General features: G+C 44.6%; 19 protein-coding genes. 9 read left to right on the forward strand and 10 right to left on the reverse strand.

What is annotated here, in order from left to right:
• Nucleotides 1-80 precede the first annotated feature (80 nt).
• The 6 genes from QWZ07_RS17485 (at nt 81) to QWZ07_RS17510 (ending at nt 8590) form a co-directional block, all read left to right on the forward strand.
• Complete coding sequence (locus QWZ07_RS17485) at nt 81-2117, forward strand: methyl-accepting chemotaxis protein (RefSeq protein ID WP_192852168.1); 2037 nt, start codon at nt 81-83, stop codon at nt 2115-2117.
• A 173-nt stretch (nt 2118-2290) separates the two neighbouring features.
• Nucleotides 2291-3106 carry a 23S rRNA (guanine(745)-N(1))-methyltransferase gene (gene rlmA, locus QWZ07_RS17490; RefSeq protein ID WP_102299583.1) on the forward strand — a complete coding sequence of 272 codons (816 nt, stop codon included), beginning with the start codon at nt 2291-2293 and terminating at the stop codon, nt 3104-3106.
• A 75-nt stretch (nt 3107-3181) separates the two neighbouring features.
• Nucleotides 3182-4141: a ChaN family lipoprotein gene (locus tag QWZ07_RS17495; protein ID WP_192852169.1), complete on the forward strand. Its 960-nt coding sequence runs from the start codon at nt 3182-3184 to the stop codon at nt 4139-4141.
• 270 nt (nt 4142-4411) lie between these two features.
• Nucleotides 4412-4765: a hypothetical protein gene (locus tag QWZ07_RS17500; RefSeq protein WP_076669034.1), complete on the forward strand. Its 354-nt coding sequence runs from the start codon at nt 4412-4414 to the stop codon at nt 4763-4765.
• A 167-nt stretch (nt 4766-4932) separates the two neighbouring features.
• Complete coding sequence (locus QWZ07_RS17505; RefSeq protein ID WP_017111140.1) at nt 4933-6819, forward strand: BCCT family transporter; 1887 nt, start codon at nt 4933-4935, stop codon at nt 6817-6819.
• A 193-nt stretch (nt 6820-7012) separates the two neighbouring features.
• Nucleotides 7013-8590, forward strand: coding sequence for an alkaline phosphatase (locus QWZ07_RS17510; RefSeq protein WP_192852170.1), 1578 nt, complete (start codon nt 7013-7015; stop codon nt 8588-8590).
• Nucleotides 8591-8786: 196 nt separating this feature from the next.
• Here QWZ07_RS17510 and QWZ07_RS17515 read toward each other — a convergent pair whose 3' ends face one another.
• Complete coding sequence (locus tag QWZ07_RS17515; RefSeq protein WP_017067609.1) at nt 8787-9224, reverse strand: YcgN family cysteine cluster protein; 438 nt, start codon at nt 9222-9224, stop codon at nt 8787-8789.
• A gap of 159 nt (nt 9225-9383) precedes the next feature.
• On the opposite strand from QWZ07_RS17515, the gene QWZ07_RS17520 reads away from it, so the two are divergent.
• Together QWZ07_RS17520 and aqpZ are read left to right on the forward strand one after the other, a co-directional pair.
• Complete coding sequence (locus tag QWZ07_RS17520; RefSeq protein ID WP_017106172.1) at nt 9384-9632, forward strand: YkgJ family cysteine cluster protein; 249 nt, start codon at nt 9384-9386, stop codon at nt 9630-9632.
• A 93-nt stretch (nt 9633-9725) separates the two neighbouring features.
• Nucleotides 9726-10415 (forward strand): aquaporin Z, encoded by a 690-nt coding sequence (aqpZ, locus tag QWZ07_RS17525; protein ID WP_102314862.1) that lies wholly within the window; start codon nt 9726-9728, stop codon nt 10413-10415.
• A 56-nt stretch (nt 10416-10471) separates the two neighbouring features.
• Here the strand turns inward: aqpZ and recR are convergent, their stop codons facing one another.
• The 7 genes from recR to QWZ07_RS17560 form a co-directional block, all read right to left on the reverse strand.
• The gene (gene recR, locus QWZ07_RS17530) at nt 10472-11071 is read right to left on the reverse strand and encodes a recombination mediator RecR (RefSeq protein ID WP_192852171.1); all 600 of its coding nucleotides are present in this window, start codon (nt 11069-11071) and stop codon (nt 10472-10474) included.
• A gap of 81 nt (nt 11072-11152) precedes the next feature.
• The gene (locus QWZ07_RS17535; protein ID WP_009848672.1) at nt 11153-11482 is read right to left on the reverse strand and encodes a YbaB/EbfC family nucleoid-associated protein; all 330 of its coding nucleotides are present in this window, start codon (nt 11480-11482) and stop codon (nt 11153-11155) included.
• Between the two features lie 185 nt (nt 11483-11667).
• Nucleotides 11668-13947, reverse strand: coding sequence for a DNA polymerase III subunit gamma/tau (gene dnaX / locus QWZ07_RS17540; protein WP_192852172.1), 2280 nt, complete (start codon nt 13945-13947; stop codon nt 11668-11670).
• A 17-nt stretch (nt 13948-13964) separates the two neighbouring features.
• Nucleotides 13965-14510 carry an adenine phosphoribosyltransferase gene (apt, locus tag QWZ07_RS17545; RefSeq protein ID WP_017106168.1) on the reverse strand — a complete coding sequence of 182 codons (546 nt, stop codon included), beginning with the start codon at nt 14508-14510 and terminating at the stop codon, nt 13965-13967.
• Nucleotides 14511-14673: 163 nt separating this feature from the next.
• Entirely contained in the window at nt 14674-15045 is a 372-nt protein-coding gene (locus tag QWZ07_RS17550) for a YbaN family protein (protein ID WP_029225617.1), read from the reverse strand.
• Nucleotides 15046-15119: 74 nt separating this feature from the next.
• A complete protein-coding gene (locus QWZ07_RS17555; RefSeq protein ID WP_017106167.1) occupies nt 15120-15257 on the reverse strand; it encodes a hypothetical protein in 138 nt (45 codons plus the stop codon).
• A gap of 148 nt (nt 15258-15405) precedes the next feature.
• A complete protein-coding gene (locus QWZ07_RS17560; RefSeq protein ID WP_017111151.1) occupies nt 15406-16509 on the reverse strand; it encodes a response regulator in 1104 nt (367 codons plus the stop codon).
• Nucleotides 16510-16737: 228 nt separating this feature from the next.
• Here QWZ07_RS17560 and QWZ07_RS17565 point away from each other — a divergent pair, with 228 nt between their 5' ends.
• On the forward strand, nt 16738-17613 hold the full coding sequence (locus QWZ07_RS17565; RefSeq protein ID WP_029223580.1) for a LysR family transcriptional regulator: 876 nt from the start codon (nt 16738-16740) through the stop codon (nt 17611-17613).
• Between the two features lie 78 nt (nt 17614-17691).
• Here QWZ07_RS17565 and purF read toward each other — a convergent pair whose 3' ends face one another.
• The gene (purF, locus tag QWZ07_RS17570; RefSeq protein ID WP_017106165.1) at nt 17692-19206 is read right to left on the reverse strand and encodes an amidophosphoribosyltransferase; all 1515 of its coding nucleotides are present in this window, start codon (nt 19204-19206) and stop codon (nt 17692-17694) included.
• A 33-nt stretch (nt 19207-19239) separates the two neighbouring features.
• Nucleotides 19240-19731, reverse strand: a complete 492-nt coding sequence (locus QWZ07_RS17575; RefSeq protein WP_009848678.1) for a CvpA family protein — start codon at nt 19729-19731, stop codon at nt 19240-19242.
• Between the last annotated feature and the right edge of the window lie 25 nt (nt 19732-19756).

Here is a 19756-nt window from a genome sequence, read left to right on the forward strand (position 1 = left end):
GTACCTATGATAGAAAGCTCAATAACAAACTTCCTTAAAACCACTTAACAACACCTCAATGAAGACAGGATAGTGAATTCATGTTCGAGAAATACAAAAATCAAAGTGTTGGCTTCCAACTTAAGTTGGTCATTTTGCTGTGCTTGCTTATTGCCTTTGGCTCCATTGCAGCACTCGTGTACCGCAATGCCTCACAGGTATTATTAGACAACACGTTAAAAGAACACCAATCCAAAGTAGAAGCGATGGCCAAAACCATCTCTGGTCAGTTTGATGCTTACCTGCATACCGCTAAAGTTTTAGAATCCACTTTTCGTAACGGTTACCTAGCAGGTGTTTATGTTGAAAGTTATGACGTTGAGTTCAACGGTCATTCAATTCCCAACATGACTCAGTATGGTGAGAGCCTAATCAATGACACCAAACTCGTCGATAGCTTTACCCGCGACACCGGCGCCGTAGCGACCCTATTTGCCCCATTTGGCGACGACTTTATTCGTGTCTCTACTTCTCTTAAAAAACCTTCAGGCGAACGAGTCGTTGCGACCACGCTAGGGAAAAATCATCCAGGCTATAGCAAGCTCAAAAATGGCCAGCCTTATTACTCTCAAGTTAAGCTCTTCGGTCAACGTTACATCACCTACTATGCGCCTTTGACCAATGCTCAAGGCAAAGTCAACGGTATCTCTTTCATTGGCCTACCAGTAGAAGACGCGACTCAAAGCCTGTTTGAATCTTTACGCTCGGTTTCTTGGGGTGATACGGGATACACCATCATTGTTGATAACGAGAAAGAGCATCAAGGCCAGTACTTACTGCACCCTACCAACGTTGGTGGTGGTAAATCGATTGTTGATGTTGCTGACTACGATGGTAACAAACCTTTCTATCAGATCTTTGAACAGCAATCCGGTTTGATTCTCTACCCTTTTGAGTACCAAGGAACGGTAGGTGAAAAATATCTCGTCTACACTGAAGTTCCTGGGTGGGATTGGAAATTACTTGGCGGTACTTTTATCAAGGAAGTGACCAAGGGCAGTGATGAACTGTTGAAGCTCATCGCTATTATTGCCACCTTGATTGCTGCCGCTACCATCGTCGCGTTAACCTTCGTGTTAAACCGTACACTGACGCCACTAACGACCTTAAACGAATACATGCTCCGTTTAGGTAAAGGCGAAGTAAGCTTACATATTCCAAACAATGGTAAGCAGACTAAGAACGAAATCAGCAACCTAAACACTGGCGTGGCGAACATGGCAGCCCAATTGAATACACTTGTGGGCGAGATACGCGCGACCAGTGACCAAGTTCAAAATAGCTCGAGCAGTGTGTCACAAGATGCCAGCCACAACTTGAGCCAATCTGATCGCCAACAAGCACAGGTTGAGCAAGTCGTTACAGCTATAGAAGAGATGGCTACCTCTGCAGAATCAGTGGCTCAGCAAGTGAACAGCATTGCTGAAAATGTTCGACTAGCCAATGAAGACAGCCAGAAAGGTTTAGAAGTTGTTGAAGGTGTCTGCATTGATGTGGCCCAACTGAATGATCAATTAGACAAATCAGCATCGGCCATCGAGCAAGTAAGTTCTGATAGCGAAAGCATTCAAACCGTGACCAAAATGATTGACGACATTGCAGAACAGACCAACTTACTTGCGTTGAACGCTGCGATAGAAGCAGCACGTGCAGGAGAACAAGGTCGTGGTTTTGCCGTTGTTGCTGATGAAGTAAGAACGCTCGCTCATAGAACACAAACATCAGTACAAGATGTAGTGAGCATCATAGAGAAACTGAAGTCGTCGACCCACAATGCCGTGAACCTGATGACACAAAGCCAATCAAATGCCAACCAGGTACTCGATAAAGCGCAAGAAGCAGGCACAGCTCTAGAGTCGATTGCCTCTCAAGTTGAGTCTATTGCTTCCCAAGCAGAAACCATTGCTGCAACATCAGAGGAACAAGCTCAGGTTTCTCAAGAAATCGCCGCAAACGCGCATGCGATTAGCGATCTCAACCAGCAGAGCCGTGAAACCAGTGCTAAGACTTCCCACAGCGCTGACGAACTTCAAAAACAAGCCGAGTCGTTGAAGAATCAAGTTAACTTCTTTAGCTAACCGCTCTCGTTAACGTTTTCGATCAATGAGCAGCTAACAACCAATAGAGCCAGCCATCTGCTGGCTCTATCTATTTCACTAGTCTCGTTAGTTATACTGCTGCGGTTTATTCTAGCGCCCCTCTATGCTTCCTGTTAAAATTTTGGCCTTGAAATTTCTACCTCGAGTTTGCAATGACTTACCAATGCCCTTTGTGTCACCAACCTTTATCTCAAAACGATCGTACGTTTAAGTGTGAAAAGAACCATCAATTCGACCTAGCGAAAGAAGGCTATGTCAATTTGATGCCAGCGCACCACAAACGCTCAAAAGATCCAGGTGACAACAAAGAGATGATGCAGGCACGTCGCCGCTTCCTTGAAGGCAACCATTACGATCCAATGCGCCAAGCGGTTGTTGGATTATGTTCTCGCTATCTGCCAGAAGAGGCACCTAGCCTATTAGATATTGGTTGTGGTGAAGGTTATTACACCAACGAAATTGCGGTAAATCTTCAAGAAAAGAACGGCGCTACTTTTGGCCTAGACATTTCTAAGATTGCTATCAAATACGCGGCTAAACGCTACCCTGCGGTCGATTTCTCTGTTGCTTCGAGTCATCGCCTACCCTTTGCTGAAAATAGCTTAGACGGCATTCTGCGCATTTATGCACCATGTAAGGCTGAAGAGTTACAGCGCACAATCAAAGACAATGGCGTCGTGATCACCGTGACACCAGCCAGCCGACACCTCTATCAGCTGCGTGATGCGATTTATGATGGTGTTCGTTTGCACGATGAAGACCCAGAAGTGATCGAAGGTTTTACGCTTGAACACCAAGAGCAACTAAACTATATGATGGAACTATCGGGGTCGGATGCATTTGACCTGCTACAGATGACGCCGTTTGCTTGGAAAGCGAGTGAAGAGTTTAAACAACAACTCATCGATACCGAGCTATTCAACTGTGAAGCTGACTTTATGCTGCGAGTGTACCGCAAACAACTTTAATTGATATTGATTATCGTTTGCATTGAAATCTCACCTTGCCTCCTTTAGTATGCGTGTTCTTCAAGGAGGCATTTCATGCAACGTATTATTCTTATCGGATTAGCTACCCTGCTTACAGCTTGTGCTAATCAACCTTCAAACAGCACTTCTCAAAAAGTAGCTAACACGCAGACGCAAGTCGTTTCTACATTCTATGACTACCAATTTGCTTCTCCACAAGGCAAAACGCTTTCTCTTGAGGCTCTCCCTCAACAGTTGATTGATGCTGATGTGGTTCTTATTGGCGAATGGCACACTCACTCGGCAATCCATCGCTTTCAAACCGACTTCTTAAAAGCGCGCCGCAATGCCACATCAAACATCGCGCTTTCAATGGAACAATTCACTCGAGAACATCAGGACACATTAAACCAATATCTAAATGATGAGATTGGCGAACAAGTTCTTATGTCTCAAGCGGCTGCTTGGCCAAACTACGAAAGTGATTACCGCGCGTTAGTTGAGTTCGCTAAAACCAACGACGTCGATATCATTGCGGCCAACGCACCAAAGCCGTTTGTACAGTGTATTGGCCGTAAGGGTTTAACTTATCTAGATCAGCTATCTTCAGAGCAACGAAACTGGGTTGCATCCCAAGTCGATACCGGCGATAGCCTTTACAAAGAAAAGTTCATGGCTTCGATGCATCACGGCACACCAGAGCAAACAGAAAAACAGTTTGCTGCTCAGGTAACGTGGGACGAAACTATGGCTGAATCGATTGTTGATTACCTAGCATCGAACCCTGAAAAACAGTTGATCCATATAGCGGGTAAATTCCACACCGAAGGTGGTTTAGGCACTGCAGCATCAATTCTACGTCGTAACCCTGATTTGAAAATTGCCATCATCAGCCCAGTTGAAGAAATCTCATCGGATAGCAGTGACTATCAGCTTGAAGTGCTTTCGCCACCGGCTCGCTTTGTTAAAAAAGAGAACCGAATGAAGGCATACAAGCACCTATCTAAGCGCGGATCCGATCTCAAATGCGATTAAACTCGCTCTCCAGACTTAAGCTTTATTTGAGTTGAAGTCTGGTAAGCTAGAAGCCTGGTAAGCGGGGAAACCTAGTACGCTAAAGGCTTCTTCAATCGCGCCCTAAGATAAATATTGTTATCGGCATAGGAATTGCTTAATTACCAAGCAGTTTGACTAAGCAGACGAAAATGTAATGTGCGAATAAAAAATCATCACCACGGTGATTAATTGCACAAGTTTTTCACACCTCTGCCGATACTATATTTAAGGATAGGTAAGGAGAGCGATATGACGCCAGTAGGAACGAGTAACACTCAGCTGTATTCACCTTCGCAAATGAACGCACAAGCTAAAAGCACTGAAGCTGAAAAGCCTGCACCTCTTAAGGTTGAGCAAAATACCGTTAAGCTTTCCGATGAAGGCAAAGCCCTATTATCTGCCCTTAAAGAAATCGATAAAGAAGCGAAGAGAGTTGCAGCAGAGAATGAAACCGTAACGGATAAGGTTGAGTCATTTGCTCATGGTGCGCTTGGTATGGATCACCCAGATAAGATTGAAGAAGAGGAAGATAACTCTTATTCAGCAGGGCAATACTTATCCGCAGCGGCAACGGTTGGTGGCATTCTTCTCGCTCTGATTTAACCTTACCTCCCTTTACTGTATTCCTTTCACTGCATCGCTTGCAGTATCTATTGCACTGAGCCTCTTTCATTGCAAAAAACGATTTGTCGTCACGACAACAGACCCGATTTGTCCTAAAAAACGAGTTCACGACATAATTCCGCTCTCATTTTAATGGAATAATACTCGTGAAAAACTCTTTTGCGCTTATTGATAAGCCAACCTTTTTTGGTGCGATAGCACTCCTACTCACGATCGTCTTCCCGCTGATTATGTTCCCGACGCAAGGAGCAGACTGGATTGCGGTAGCTAAAACATTTATGACAGACCAACTTGGTTTCTTGTACCTAGCGCTTGGACTCGCAGCTTGTGCCTTCATGGTTTACGTTGTGTTCAGTGACATGGGACAAATTAAACTGGGTGAAGCTGATGAAGAACCTGAGTTCAAAACCGCATCATGGGCAGCAATGCTTTTCTGTGGTGGTATCGGGGCAAGTATCTTGTACTGGGGTTGTATTGAGTGGGCTTACTACTATCAATCACCACCTTTCCAACTAGAACCTGGCAGTGAAGAAGCCGTTCGTTGGGCTGCGACCTATGGTTTATTCCACTGGGGTCCGATTGCTTGGTCTATTTATCTAATCCCTGCAATTCCTATTGCCTACTTTTTCTATGTACGTAAACAGCCTGTACTAAAAATTTCTAGCGCATTAATGCCTGTACTAGGTGAACACCATAGCCGCGGTGTTGCCGGTAAAGTGGTAGATATCCTATTCATTTTCGGCCTATTAGGTGGCGCTGCGACAACGTTAGGTTTAGCTGCTCCTCTTATTACTGAAGGTCTTAACCACCTATTCGGTTTACCAAAAAATAACCTAACTCAAGTTATGGTGCTTTTGGTTTGTACTGCAATATTCGCGTACTCATCGTATGCGGGTTTGGAAAAAGGCATCAAGATCCTCAGTAACATCAACTTCTGGGGTGCGATGGGATTATTGGTATTCGTATTAATCGCTGGCCCAACGATTTTCATGCTTGAAACGGGCTTAGACTCGATTGGTCGCCTATTGTCTAATTTCTTCGTGATGGCTACGTGGGCTGAACCATTCGGCGGCTACGGCACGTTCGAAAACACACATTTCCCACAAGATTGGACCATTTTCTACTGGGCGTGGTGGCTAGTTTTCGCACCAAGTATGGGCCTGTTTGTTGCGCGTATCTCTCGCGGCAGAACCATTAAACAAATGGTGTCAGGCTCAATCTTCTTTGGTTCATTAGGCTGTTTCTTATTCTTCATGATCTTAGGTAACTACGGTTTATCCCTGCAGTTATCTGGTGAACTCGATGTCGTCGCAATCCTAAACGAAGAAGGCGCTACCAAAGCGATTTTCTCAATGCTGGCACAACTGCCAATGAGCACGTTAGTGATCGCCGTATTTACACTGTTGTGTATTATTTTCACTGCGACAACCTTTGACTCGATTTCTTACATTTTGGCTTCTGTGGTTCAGAACAACGTAACCGAAGAGCCAATGCGTTGGAACCGTATGTTCTGGGCATTCACACTGTCGTTCTTACCAACGATTCTAATGTTCCTTGGTGGTTTAAGTACGCTTCAAACAGCTGCGATTGTTGGTGGTTTACCGCTACTGGCTATCTCTGTGATGTTGATGATCTCAGCCGTTCGTGCAACGAGCCTCGATTTACGTCACCAAGAGAGTTACATCGAGCCAACGATTAACATCGAAGAGCTGCCAGACATGGACCCATGGTCGGCAGAAGGTATGGCACTGGCACAGTTCGAGAAAGAGAAAGATGCAGCACAAGATGCCGCAGAACTTGAACGTGAAGCTTACAAAGCCCTTGCCGACGTGAAGAAAGAAATCCGCGCTTATGTTCTTGAACAAGGTGCGCAAATGGAAACACATGAACTTCCTGAAAACCTACAACAAGCACTTGAGCAGGCTGAAAACAGCCTAAGTACAGCTCAAGCGAAAAAAGTTGAGTTATCAGAGCAAGCTCAGAAAGCTCGAGTCGCGTTCAATCAGGTGGTTGCTGAACTGCCACTTGCTTGACATTAGCCATGACACAGTCCATTTATTTGGACTCTCCTAAATACGACAAAGGCTCACAGAAATGTGAGCCTTTTTTTATGCATTTCTAAAAACTTGAGTTATTGCTCAATTTCATATTGATGAAACAAATATGAAACGACTTTGACACAAATCGGTGTTCTAATCATCCCGCTTATATAAAAAGGGATAACTAATGAAGCACTTTATGAAACCAATTGTTACCGCAGTGGTAACTTCTACACTCTCATTCAACGTACTTTCAGCAGAAATCAAAAATGTCATTCTAATGATTGGCGATGGTATGGGACCTCAGCAAGTTGGTTTATTGGAAACCTACGCAAACCAAGCGCCAAACTCCATCTATGAAGGGAAAAAAACGGCCCTTTATCAACTTGCTCAAGAAGGGGTTATTGGTTCATCCCTTACACATCCGGAAGACGCAATCGTAGTGGATTCAGCTTGCTCTGCGACCATGCTTGCAACGGGTATTTACAGCGGTTCAGAAGTGATCGGTATCGATTCCCAAGGTAACCATGTTGAGACAGTACTTGAGAAAGCGAAAAAAGCAGGCAAAGCGACCGGCTTGGTTTCAGACACGCGCTTAACTCACGCGACTCCAGCTTCTTTTGCCGCTCACCAACCTCACCGTTCTTTAGAAAATCAAATTGCATCCGATATGCTAGCAACGGGCGCTGATGTGATGCTATCTGGAGGGCTACGTCATTGGATTCCTAAATCGACCAACGACAAAGGTGAAACTTATAAGCAACTTGAGCAACTGACTCAAGGTGACGTTTACCTAAAATCAAAGCGTAAAGACGACCGTAACCTTCTTACTGAAGCAGAAAAAGACGGCTACCAATTGGCGTTTAACCGCAACATGCTAGACGACGCTAAAGGCGATAAACTACTTGGCCTATTCGCCTACTCAGGCATGGATGATGGCATCGCTTACAGCAATAAGAAAAAGAGTGGCGAACGAACTCAGCCAAGCTTGAAAGAGATGACACAAAAAGCACTCAACATCCTATCCAAAGATGAAGACGGCTTTTTCCTCATGGTTGAAGGCGGCCAAATAGACTGGGCAGGCCACAGTAACGATGCTGGCACCATGCTGCATGAATTACTTAAGTTCGATGAAGCAATCCAAACTGTGTATGAATGGGCGAAAGATCGTGAAGACACGCTCGTGATTGTGACCGCAGACCACGAAACAGGTTCTTTTGGCTTCAGCTACTCTTCTAATGAGCTTCCAAAACCACAGAAACGTTCTGGCGAAGCCTTCGCTGATCGCGACTATGCACCCAACTTTAACTTTGGCGCATTCGATATTCTTGATGGTTTGTATAATCAGAAGCAAAGCTACTACGGCATGATCAGTGAATTTCAGAAACTGGATAAAGCGCAGCAAACACCTGAAAAGCTCGCTGAAATCGTCAACGAAAACAGTGAGTTCCCTATCACAGCGGAACAAGCGAAAAATGTGTTAGCGAGTAAGCCGAACCCATACCGATTGGCTCAACACAAATATTTATCGGCAGAAGAAGTGCCTGCTATCAACGATTTCGATGCATTCTTCCCTTATAACGACCGTGGCAACTTGCTTGCTCGTGAACAGGCAACAAGTCAAAACATCGTTTGGGGTACAGGTACACATACTCACACACCAGTGAACGTGTTTGCTTGGGGCCCTGCAGAGAAGATATTGCCAGTTTCGAAAATCATGCACCACTCAGAACTGGGTGAGTACATTAAACAACAAGTAAACTAGCCTGAATCTTTTTTGCTCATTTCACTTAGCGCCCTTCGGGGCGTTTTTTGTTTTAATTTTTAAGGCTTTAAATATTTAAGTCTTTAAGGCTTTAAATATTTAAGTCTTTAAGTCTTTAAGTCTTTAAGTAAGTTTTAAATTTAGGCGACGCCAAATAGCAAAACAGCCGCTAAAGAGCGGCTGTTTTTTATAATAACTAGCGATTCGGATGATTCAGGATGTGGTCTTCCCAATCGACAACATCGATTTCGTATACCACTTTGTTACGAACGCTTTCACCAGCAGCATGCATCTCTGATTTAGAGCCCGTAATCAATGGGTGCCACTCTGGAATCGGCTTAGATTCTGATAGAAGACGGTAAGCACAAGTGTCTGGTAACCAGTGGAATTCATGAATCTTGTCACGAGTCAGCTTCAAACACTCTTCACCTGAAGTAAAGCGGTTCGGGTAGTCTTTACACGAACATGTTTTGTCGTTTAACCAGCTGCACGCCACGTTGGTGTAGTAAACTTCATCGCTATCTTCATCCATTAGTTTATGTAGGCAACACTTACCACAACCGTCACACAGTGATTCCCACTCGTTCTCGGTCATTTGCTCTAGTGTCTTTTCTTGCCAAAATGGATTCGTCATAGGATTACTTCTTACTCTTTTACTGGGGTGCGTGTTATACCGCTAGCCCATAAAAAGTTCAAGGATAATAATTGTTCATTCTTTGATTCAATCAACAGCTGTCACTCTCATCATTTTTTGCTACTATCGCGCACCCTGTTATTTAGTGAGTTTAATTTGATGGAATGTCGCCTAGGTTGTGGAGCATGCTGTGTCGCTCCAAGTATTACATCTGCTATTCCTGGAATGCCAAATGGCAAGCCTGCTGGCGTGCGCTGCATTCAATTAAATGAGCAGAACCTCTGTAAGCTATTTGGTCAGTCTTCACGCCCCAAGGTGTGTCACCAATTTAAAGCTTGTCCTGTCATCTGTGGAAAAACAGATCAAGAAGCACTTGATAACCTTATTGAGCTCGAAGCAATAACCTAAGAATACTTTTCTTTTTATATATGCCCAAGATTTCACAACTTTGATAAATTTAAACTATCTTATTGATACTGGTAAAGATTAATAAGGATAGTTATGAATAAATATATCGCAGAAATGTTCGGTACATTTTGGTTGGTGTTAGGTGGTTGTGGTAGTGCAGTCTTGGCCGCCGCTTTCCCCGATGTGGGAATTGGTCTACTCGGAGTTTCCCTCGCCTTTGGTTTAACCGTACTCACCATGGCCTTTGCTATTGGGCATATATCAGGTTGTCACCTCAACCCAGCTGTCACCATAGGTCTATGGAGTGGTGGTCGCTTTGATGGCAAAGATGTTGCGCCTTACATTATTGCCCAAGTGATTGGCGGTATTATCGCGGGTGGTGTGTTATTTGTCATAGCTTCCGGCCAAGCAGGTTTTGACGTTGTCTCATCAGGCTTTGCTTCAAATGGTTATGGTGAACACTCTCCTGGTGGTTATTCACTTACCGCTGCACTCGTCTGTGAGGTCGTCATGACCATGGTGTTCCTGTTCGTGATTATGGGCGCAACCGATTCAAAAGCACCGGCTGGATTCGCACCTATCGCTATCGGTCTTTGTTTGACCCTAATTCACCTTATCAGTATCCCTGTAACCAACACCTCAGTGAATCCTGCGCGAAGTACTGGTGTAGCTGTGTTTGTCGGTGATTGGGCTGTTTCGCAACTATGGTTATTCTGGGTTGCACCGATTATTGGAGCCGTGATTGGAGCCGTGATTTACAAAGCAATACGTGGGAAGGATTAAGCATTAAATAGATAAGAGTTTAGAACAAATAAAAAGCCGCTCAATGAGCGGCTTTTTTAGATCTTATGACGACCGAGTAAGGAGTGCGAAAGCGTGGTGCCATCCACCAGCTCTAGCTCACCACCAACGGGAACACCATGGGCGATACGACTTGCGTTCACGTCATGGGCATTACATAGCTCAGCAATGTAATGCGCTGTTGCTTCCCCTTCAACTGTCGGGTTGGTCGCTAGAATTACTTCAGTGATATCACCACGACGTAAACGGTAATCCAAAACATCGAGACCGATATCACTTGGACCGATACCATCAAGTGGTGAAAGATGCCCCATAAGCACAAAGTAACGACCTGAATATTGGCCAGTTGCTTCAATGGCTGCAATGTCTGCAGGGCTCTCAACTACACAGATTTGACCGTTATCCTGACGTTTAGGATTGGTACAAATGTGGCAAGTATCTTCTTCAGTAAAAGTACGGCACTCATTACAATGACCAATTTCAGTCATTGCTTGGCTAAGAGCTTCAGCCAACTGTAGGCCGCCTTTTCTATCGCGCTGTAACAAATGAAAGGCCATACGCTGCGCCGACTTGGGGCCAACCCCAGGTAGACAACGTAAGGCCTCCATCAAATGCTCCAGCATATGACTGGTACGCATATTTAACCGTTCTAACTTTTAAAGTAACGGCCTATTCAAAATAGGCCGTTGATAGAGACAAGTCTCTTATAAATAAGTCGCTTAGAAAGGCATTTTCATACCTGGTGGAAGTTGCATCCCACCAGTTACGCCAGCCATTTTCTCTTTTTGAGTCTCTTCAACACGACGAGCTGCATCGTTGAAAGCGGCTGCGATAAGATCTTCAAGCATCTCTTTATCGTCTTCCATTAGGCTTTCATCAATATCAACGCGACGAACACTGTGACTACCAGTAATCGTAACTTTTACAAGGCCAGCACCTGACTCACCTGTAACTTCCATATTTGCGATTTCTTCTTGAAGCTTTTGCATGCGCTCTTGCATTTGCTGGGCTTGCTTCATCATGTTGCCCATACCGCCTTTACCAAACATGTTATTACTCTCTGGTCTAATTGGTTTATATAAAATCATTTAAGCTACTAAGGGCTTAAATGGGGGTTAAAGCTCTGTGATTCAACCCCACGAGTTCAGTTCTCTGATTTGCTTTCCAAGGATGATATGCCCATCACTAAATGAAAGATGTCTCTATCCTGATAGAACGTTGCATTGTAGGAACGTTATATTGGACGAACGCTATCTCTATCAAGCTCGGCAGCAAAACGTCTTTCGATAAACTGTACGTTGGCATCGTTCTCCAAACTGGAAAACGCGTCTTTCAACTTGCTTTGATACAGCCTTTCTCTTAATTCTAGTGGCGTTTCCCCACCATCGCCGATTTCCACACTCAAATGACACTCTTCTCCGAGCACAGCATTGAGCGACTGTAATAGCTCGCTTTGTGCACGGTCGGTATTCAAGTGAGCTTGGCTCGCTCTCAACGTTAAGGCAATCGAAGTGCCATTTTTATCAAACACTGAGTTCAACGCTAACTGTTCAACAAGCTTCGCGGTCTCTAGCTTTTGAATCGTGGCGGACCAGTCATCTTGAGCAATAGATTCTTTGAGCAATTTCTCGACCATTTCTGGTGTCTTAATATGCTCAAGCGCGCGCTTGATCTGAGTAGGTGTAAGCTCTTTGCTGACTTCTTTTACTACAGGTTTAGACGGTTTCCAACGATAAGGTTCATTATCATTGGTAACATTTTCTGTCGAAGAGGTCTTTAAAGAAGCTGGCGACACCCGCTCAGAACCACCGTGTTGCTGAGCAACTCGGTCAAGAACTGAAGTTTTAGCTGGTGTCGCTTTAGCCTTTTTTGGCGTTGAACCTTTACTTTCTGGAGCTGCACTGCCTCTGCGTTGAGAACGCAGTTGGTGACGTAAACCACTCACTGGCGATGAAGAGCGTGCTGGTTGTTCTTGTTGCGTCGGTTCAGCGCTTGCCTGTTGAGGCTGGCTCTGATTCGTCGCTTGATTCTGCTGTGGTGGCATTTGCTGAGTCGCAGGACTCATCGCTTGCTCTGCACCGTAGCTAGGACGTTCGTCATAAGTAGGTGGCGCATCATACTGACTGTGCGGGTAATCCTGTTCTGGATAACCTTGGTTGCCTGAATGATCAGCGTAACCTTGCGAATCTGAATATTGCGCCGGGTTCTGTTGTTGATGTTGTTGCACAGGCTGCTGAACAGGAGCTTGTTGAGGCGCTTGTTGCTTTACTTGAGGCTGCGAAACCACAGGAGCCTGAACTGGTTGTCTCGAAGCTGCCATTGGCGCTGGCTGGCTTACAGGCTGAGCAACGCTTTGAGCTGGAGCTTGTCCTTGAACTGCTTGCGCTGGGCGAGTCGACTCAGTTGAGATAGCCGTCGCACTAACTTGCTCTGCAGGTCTGAATGCCAACATACGCAGAACCACCATCTCAATGCCAACACGAGCGGTTGGTGATAATGGAAGGTCTTGACGCCCTTTCAACACAATCTGATAGTACAGCTGGATATCTTGTGGGCTCAACGCTTTGCTAAGCAGTTCTAGACGTTCAGCATCAGGCTGCGCTTTATCTAAGGTTGATGGCAGCGCTTGGTACATGGCCAGACGATGCAATTGGGTCGCAAGTTGACTCAACAAGCCATCCCATTCCACGCCATTCTCGGCAAGACCTTGGATGCAAGCCATCGCTACTTGTGGCTGCTTACTGCTGATAGCTTCAAGTAGATGAATCGCTTGGTCAGTGTCCAGCGTACCGAGCATATGAGCTACAGTGTCTGTCTCAACATTACCGTTACCCAACGCAATAGCTTGATCCGTTAGACTCAGTGCGTCACGCATACTGCCGTCAGCAGCATGAGCAATCATACCTAACGCACGAGACTCCGAGGTCACACTTTCTTGTTCAAGAATATGATCGAGTTGCTCGTGGATATTATCGACGCTAATCGGCTTGAGATGAAACTGAAGACAACGTGAAAGAATCGTAACCGGAAGCTTTTGTGGATCGGTCGTTGCGAGCAAGAACTTCACATACTCAGGCGGCTCTTCTAAGGTTTTTAGAAGCGCGTTGAAACTGTGCCTAGACAGCATGTGTACTTCATCGATCAGGTAAACCTTGAAGCGACCACGTGCAGGCTTGTACTGGACGTTGTCCAAAAGCTCGCGGGTATCCTCTACCTTAGTTCGAGATGCAGCATCGATCTCAAGAAGATCAACAAAACGACCTTCATCGATCTCTTTACAGGTTGCACACTCACCACAAGGTGTTGAGGTAATGCCTGTTTCACAGTTTAGACCCTTAGCAAATAAACGGCCGATGGTCGTTTTACCGACACCTCGAGTCCCGCTGAACAGGTAAGCATGGTGCAACCTGTTCTGGCTAAGTGCATTCTCTAATGCTGTTAAAACATGGGCTTGACCAACCACTTCTTTGAATTTGGTTGGTCGCCATTTTCGCGCTAACGCAAGATAGCTCATGAATAATTCCGAAAGGATTAGTGACCGTCGAATTCGCAGATGCTAAACACTTCAAGATCTAAACCTTGTAAGCGTTTTTCACCACCGATTTCTGGAAGGTTAATAACGAATGCAGCGTGCTCTACCACACCGCCAAGTTGACGGATCAACTTAGTTGTTGCTTCAATCGTACCGCCAGTTGCTAGCAAGTCATCAACCATAAGTACTTTATCGCCTTCAACAATTGCATCCGTATGGATTTCTAACGTATCAGTGCCGTACTCAAGCTCATAAGATTGTGCCACGACTTCACGAGGTAGCTTGCCCGGTTTACGAACAGGAACAAAACCAACACCTAGCTCTAAAGCTAAAGGTGCACCAAACAAGAAACCACGAGCTTCAGTGCCCACGATCTTAGTAAAGCCCATGTCCTTATAAGTTTCCGCTAACAGTTCGATCGTCGCTTTGTACGCGGCTGGATCTTCCATCAAGCTTGTCACGTCACGGAATAAGATACCCGCTTTTGGGTAATCAGGAATGGTTTTGATGCTTGCTTTGATCAGAGCGATTTTTTCTGTGTTCATAATCTTATGCACTTCATTAGGCCGCTTTCCAAACTCTCATTAACGAGTCGAACACGTTAATGCACTGGATTAAGGAAAGGTACGATTGGTATTCATTGCAACGAGAGTCATAACTCTGATTGCTGAAATAATAAACGCCCGCTATTGAAGCAGGCACACTGGCTTAATGGTAGTGATTTTCTTTGCTGTCAGCAACCAACTCATGGGTTGGAAGTCGCATAAACCATGTGAGAAGAATAACAAGTACACAAATTAGGAAGGCCTTGACCCAAATGATCGGGGCAAAGTAGATCGATAACGCAAAACTCAACAAGATAAAGAATACGCCACGCGTTTTAACTTGTTTGGTCACAGCACCATGTTGATACCAATTGTTCAGTAGCGGGCCGAGCGTTTTATGCTCATGCATCCATTTGTGAACTTTAGGATTACTTCGCATGAAGCATGCGCTAGCAAGAAGGAGGAAAGGTGTTGTGGGCAGAACAGGTAAAACAATACCTAAAACCGCGAGGAATATACAAAGGCCACCAGCAATATTCAGGCTTAGAACTCGAACGCTAATTGTGGCCTCCTTGAGTTGGCTATCATAGATTGACTAAAATAACTTAACTAGAATGTTGCGTAACCATTGAATACACGAATCAACGTTAGTGTTGCTGGTAGCAATGGAATCATTAAAAATGCGGCTAAAAAACCGAGAAAATAGAATACATTAAACGGGTCTTTAAAGTCTTTGTTATCTGCCATGATTGCTTCTTATTTTTGTTAGTAAAGGTAAGTATCTGGCGAACCAAACCCTCTTTGCTAAATCGACATTTAACAAAAAAGGCATAGCCACACCATTTGCGCAACTATACCTTAATCAATTATTCACAAAAACCGAGGAAAAATAGGGTTAATCGGTTGACCCTTGGTGGATATCTAAGCTGAAACTCGCAGAACCCAGTAGGCTTAATGTCAGCTGACAGCCCTGTTGAATGGGCAAGTCACGAGTAATGAAGTTCTTCTTACAATTTTCTCCCAAACGCTCACCAGCAGCAATGTGTTGATTCAATTCACCATTTGACCACTGCCCGTCTAAGCCCGCAGGCAAAATAGAAATAGTACCTTCAGCGAGATCAGCGACGCCGAACAAAGCGTTAACCGGTGTTGCACATTTGGAGCATTGAATGCCTTTCTCTAAAATCTCAGCAATATCTTTGAGATCAACGTTAAAATCTTTTCTATTGCGTATGTAATCATGGAATAGCGCTCTCACCAACAGGGTACTGGCTGAGCTGCCATTATCGGAAGAAGCCGAGTCGACGAGGTAAAAAGCAAACTGTCCGTTCATCATCCACGCGTAATCAAAAACAAGCGGCATCATTTCTGTCGACTGTAACAATCGATAGCTACAACGCCATGAGCCTTGTCGTGTGTCTTTCTCTGGAAGCAGCGCGTGCAATAAGTCTCTTGCAGCACTCGGGTTCTCTTGCAGGTAATTTAAATGCCAATGTAGCTCTTGGTCTTCAGGGATCTCGCCACCGTCATCAACGCAGAACCATTGGCTTGAAAAATCTCGTTGGTCTGAAATGTTATCGAACGAATCTGTCAATGTATTCGCAATTGCACTTCCTAAGTGACCGTGATCCTCTAGAGGTTTCGCTAAAAAGTCTTTGATACCAAAACGCAGTGCTTTTGCGACATCAGACATATCATCGGTGCCAGACACAACGATCATAGGCAATGACGGGTACTCCAAGCTTAGCTCTTCTACCAACTCTATGCCGTCCAAAATCGGCATTGATAAGTCACACACAATTAAATCTGGCGCTGAGTCTCTAAGCTTTTGCAGAGCGTCCAGTCCATTTTCAGCCTCAACCACTTTATAACCAATCTTGTCTAAATAGGCGCTGGTTATACGGCGAAAAATAGGATCATCATCAACCAACATAACGCATTTCTGGTTGGGAACTTCCTGAGCCGAGGTCATTACTGGCTGACTGTGAGTTTTGTACATAATCTCTAACCTCACAAAACTAAGTCGAATTATTATTGTTATCTGTTCTAAGAACTAATATAAAACTTAGTAATAAAATGCTAAATACACAAATGTGCACTCTTTACTGGTAATTCGTGACAAGGGTTGGAATACTGGTAAATAGTGCAACGAGTTGACTTAACGCAAACATTGATCTCAATATTACGTATAAATTAGATGAGATTGTAAACAAATGTGTCTGGATTTATGAAATTAGATGATTTAAACCTCTTTCGACTCGTCGTTGAAAATGGGAGCTACACCGCAACATCGCGCAAGACTATGATTCCGGTTGCGACCATTACACGACGCATCCAAGCCCTAGAAGACTCTTTGAACCTAAGGCTTCTCAATAGACACGCGCGTAAACTCTCTTTAACAGAGGCTGGCGAACGTTTTTTCAATGAATGCTCACCGTTACTACAACGTCTGTCTTCTACAGCAGAAGAACTCACTGACGTGTGTAAAGGTGCTTCAGGGAAGATTCGCATTACCGCTCCCTCCAACCTGACCAAGCGCATGATGATGCCGATGTTCAGCGAATTCATGACTCAATACCCTGATATCAATATTGAGTTAATGATGAATAACCAAGCTGATCAGCTCGACCCAACAGAGTGGGATGTCATTTTCAGAGTTGGCCCGCAGCGTGATTCAAGCTTAATCGCCAGAAAGATCAGTGAAGTAAAAGACATTCTGATCGCGAGCCCTGACTACTTAGCGAAGAACCCCGCTCCAAGCCACGCAGAAGAACTGGCGAATCATTCTTTACTCAAAGGTTACCCGCTGATTAAGTGGCAGCTGAGTAATTCGAATGACGAAACAGTTGTTAATAGCGAGAAAGGCCGTTTCAACGCCAATGCGCTTAATGTCGTGAGGCAAGCCTGTTCAGAGGGCCTAGGTATCACCCTAATGCCTGATGTCATGATCCGTGAATACATTGAAGATGGCAGCTTAGTGCAAGTCCTAGAAGACTGGAGTGCTAACCCTCGTGATATTTACATGCTTTATAACCACAAAGACCACCTGCCAGAGAAGGTTAGATTGTTTATCGATTTTGTAATCGCATACCACATTCACTAAGATTCAATCCCCTTTCCCGCAAACAAAAAAACCAGAGCCGATGCTCTGGTTTTTTATTACTCATGTTTTATGAGTACGCTAAGCGCCTTCGTTATGTAACTCTAGGTTAGCGAGATCTTGTTGAATCTCACGCTCAACCTTCGAGTCGTCATTACGTAAAGAATCTAGGAAATCTAAGTACGCTTGGTCGATATCGCCTGTTACATACTCACCGTTGAATACAGAAGTATCAAAACGAGAGATGTCTTGATTACCCATACCTACAGCAGAGATTAAGTCTGGTAGCGTTTGGAAGATCAAAGCGTCTGCGCCAATCTGCTTACAAATCGTTTCGTTATCACGGCCATGAGCAATAAGCTCCGTCGCGCTTGGCATATCGATACCGTAAACATTCGGGAAACGAACCTCAGGAGCAGCAGAAACCATGAAGACTTTGCTTGCACCAGAATCACGAGCCATCTCAATGATCTGCTCTGATGTTGTACCACGAACAATCGAGTCATCAACCAATAGAACGTTCTTACCTTTAAACTCAGAACGAATCGCGTTGAGTTTACGGCGAACCGACTTCTTACGTTGCTGCTGACCAGGCATGATAAACGTTCGGCCAACGTAACGGTTTTTCACGAAACCTTGACGATATGGCTTATCAATCGCTTGAGCAATGCGTAACGCGATATCATTTGATGTTTCAGGAATTGGAATAACCACGTCAATGTCTAGGTCTGCGTACTCTTCTTTAATACGCTTACCTAACATCTCACCCATCTCAACGCGTGCGCTGTAAACCGAAATTTTATCGATGAATGAATCAGGACGAGCAAAGTAAACAAACTCAAAAATACATGGGTTTAGTTGTGGGTTGTCTGCGCATTGTTTAGTGAAAAGCTCACCATCGAATGTTGCGTAGATAGCTTCACCAGGAGCAACATCGCGCATAAAATCAAAACCAACAGCATCTAACGCTACTGACTCAGACGCAACCATGTACTCTGTTTTACCGTTAATTTCACGCTTACCAAGACACAGTGGACGAATACCATGTGGGTCACGGAATGCGATCATGCCGTGGCCGATGATCATCGCTGTCACTGCATAAGCACCACGAATAGTACGGTGCACGTTTGCAACGGCGCGGAACACATCTTCTGAAGTCACATTACCTTTAACCGTATCGATCTCATGAGCCAATACGTTCAGTAGAACTTCAGAATCAGACGTTGTGTTGACATGACGGCGGTCTTTTTCGAACAACTTCTCACGAACTTCACTTGCATTCGTTAGGTTACCGTTGTGCGCCAACGTGATGCCAAAAGGAGAGTTTACGTAGAAAGGTTGCGCTTCAGAAGCACTCGAACTTCCCGCTGTAGGATAACGAACATGACCAATACCAACGTTACCTTGGAGGCGCTGCATGTGTTTTGCTTCAAAAACATCTTTAACTAAACCGTTCGCCTTACGCAGACGGAAACGATTGCTTTCTATGGTACAAATACCAGCGGCATCTTGGCCACGATGCTGCAATACCGTTAAAGCGTCATAAATAGACTGGTTTACAGGTGTTGAACCCACGATTCCAACAATACCACACATGTCCTAATCCTCGATTTTCGACATTAACTGGCGCTAGAGCGCGCCAGATAAGAAACTAGATGTTGCTTGTAAATGCTCAAAGAACGGCGCAATGATTCGGCTAAACTCCGGAACCAACTGCGAATTCTTCCACCACTCAGAACTTGGGAATGCAGTAAACGCATCCATGAAAAACAACACTGCTGAGACAATCAGAACACCACGTAAACCGCCAAAAACGACACCGAGGATTCTGTCTGTACCCGACAGGCCTGTTTTCTGAACTAGTTGACCGATGACATAGTTAACTAAGGCACCAACAACTAACGTTGCAACAAACAATGCTGCTATCGCAGTTCCGTTACGAAACATCTCATCTTCGATATTGGTGAAGTACATTGCTAATTTAGCGTAGTACTGGCTAGCAATAAAAAATGCTCCAAACCAAATAACTAATGACAACGCTTCTTTAGCGAAACCACGAACTAAACTGATCACGGCAGAGAAGCCGATCACGCCTAAAATGACAAAATCTAACCAATTCATGAATTCTTCATCTTAAGTTGGCGCG

The sequence above is a fragment of the Vibrio lentus genome, from assembly GCF_030409755.1.
GTDB lineage: Bacteria > Pseudomonadota > Gammaproteobacteria > Enterobacterales > Vibrionaceae > Vibrio > Vibrio lentus.

What these genes read in the sequence shown, in the direction of transcription:
- QWZ07_RS17565 (WP_029223580.1), top strand. Translation starts at nt 16,738, where the DNA reads ATGAAATTAGATGATTTAAACCTCTTTCGACTCGTCGTTGAAAATGGG.
- QWZ07_RS17535 (WP_009848672.1), bottom strand. Translation starts at nt 11,482, where the DNA reads ATGTTTGGTAAAGGCGGTATGGGCAACATGATGAAGCAAGCCCAGCAA.
- purF (WP_017106165.1), bottom strand. Translation starts at nt 19,206, where the DNA reads ATGTGTGGTATTGTTGGAATCGTGGGTTCAACACCTGTAAACCAGTCT.
- QWZ07_RS17515 (WP_017067609.1), bottom strand. Translation starts at nt 9,224, where the DNA reads ATGACGAATCCATTTTGGCAAGAAAAGACACTAGAGCAAATGACCGAG.
- QWZ07_RS17560 (WP_017111151.1), bottom strand. Translation starts at nt 16,509, where the DNA reads ATGTACAAAACTCACAGTCAGCCAGTAATGACCTCGGCTCAGGAAGTT.
- QWZ07_RS17500 (WP_076669034.1), top strand. Translation starts at nt 4,412, where the DNA reads ATGACGCCAGTAGGAACGAGTAACACTCAGCTGTATTCACCTTCGCAA.
- QWZ07_RS17555 (WP_017106167.1), bottom strand. Translation starts at nt 15,257, where the DNA reads ATGGCAGATAACAAAGACTTTAAAGACCCGTTTAATGTATTCTATTTT.
- rlmA (WP_102299583.1), top strand. Translation starts at nt 2,291, where the DNA reads ATGACTTACCAATGCCCTTTGTGTCACCAACCTTTATCTCAAAACGAT.
- QWZ07_RS17510 (WP_192852170.1), top strand. Translation starts at nt 7,013, where the DNA reads ATGAAGCACTTTATGAAACCAATTGTTACCGCAGTGGTAACTTCTACA.
- QWZ07_RS17485 (WP_192852168.1), top strand. Translation starts at nt 81, where the DNA reads ATGTTCGAGAAATACAAAAATCAAAGTGTTGGCTTCCAACTTAAGTTG.
- aqpZ (WP_102314862.1), top strand. Translation starts at nt 9,726, where the DNA reads ATGAATAAATATATCGCAGAAATGTTCGGTACATTTTGGTTGGTGTTA.
- QWZ07_RS17520 (WP_017106172.1), top strand. Translation starts at nt 9,384, where the DNA reads ATGGAATGTCGCCTAGGTTGTGGAGCATGCTGTGTCGCTCCAAGTATT.
- recR (WP_192852171.1), bottom strand. Translation starts at nt 11,071, where the DNA reads ATGCGTACCAGTCATATGCTGGAGCATTTGATGGAGGCCTTACGTTGT.
- dnaX (WP_192852172.1), bottom strand. Translation starts at nt 13,947, where the DNA reads ATGAGCTATCTTGCGTTAGCGCGAAAATGGCGACCAACCAAATTCAAA.
- QWZ07_RS17575 (WP_009848678.1), bottom strand. Translation starts at nt 19,731, where the DNA reads ATGAATTGGTTAGATTTTGTCATTTTAGGCGTGATCGGCTTCTCTGCC.
- apt (WP_017106168.1), bottom strand. Translation starts at nt 14,510, where the DNA reads ATGAACACAGAAAAAATCGCTCTGATCAAAGCAAGCATCAAAACCATT.
- QWZ07_RS17495 (WP_192852169.1), top strand. Translation starts at nt 3,182, where the DNA reads ATGCAACGTATTATTCTTATCGGATTAGCTACCCTGCTTACAGCTTGT.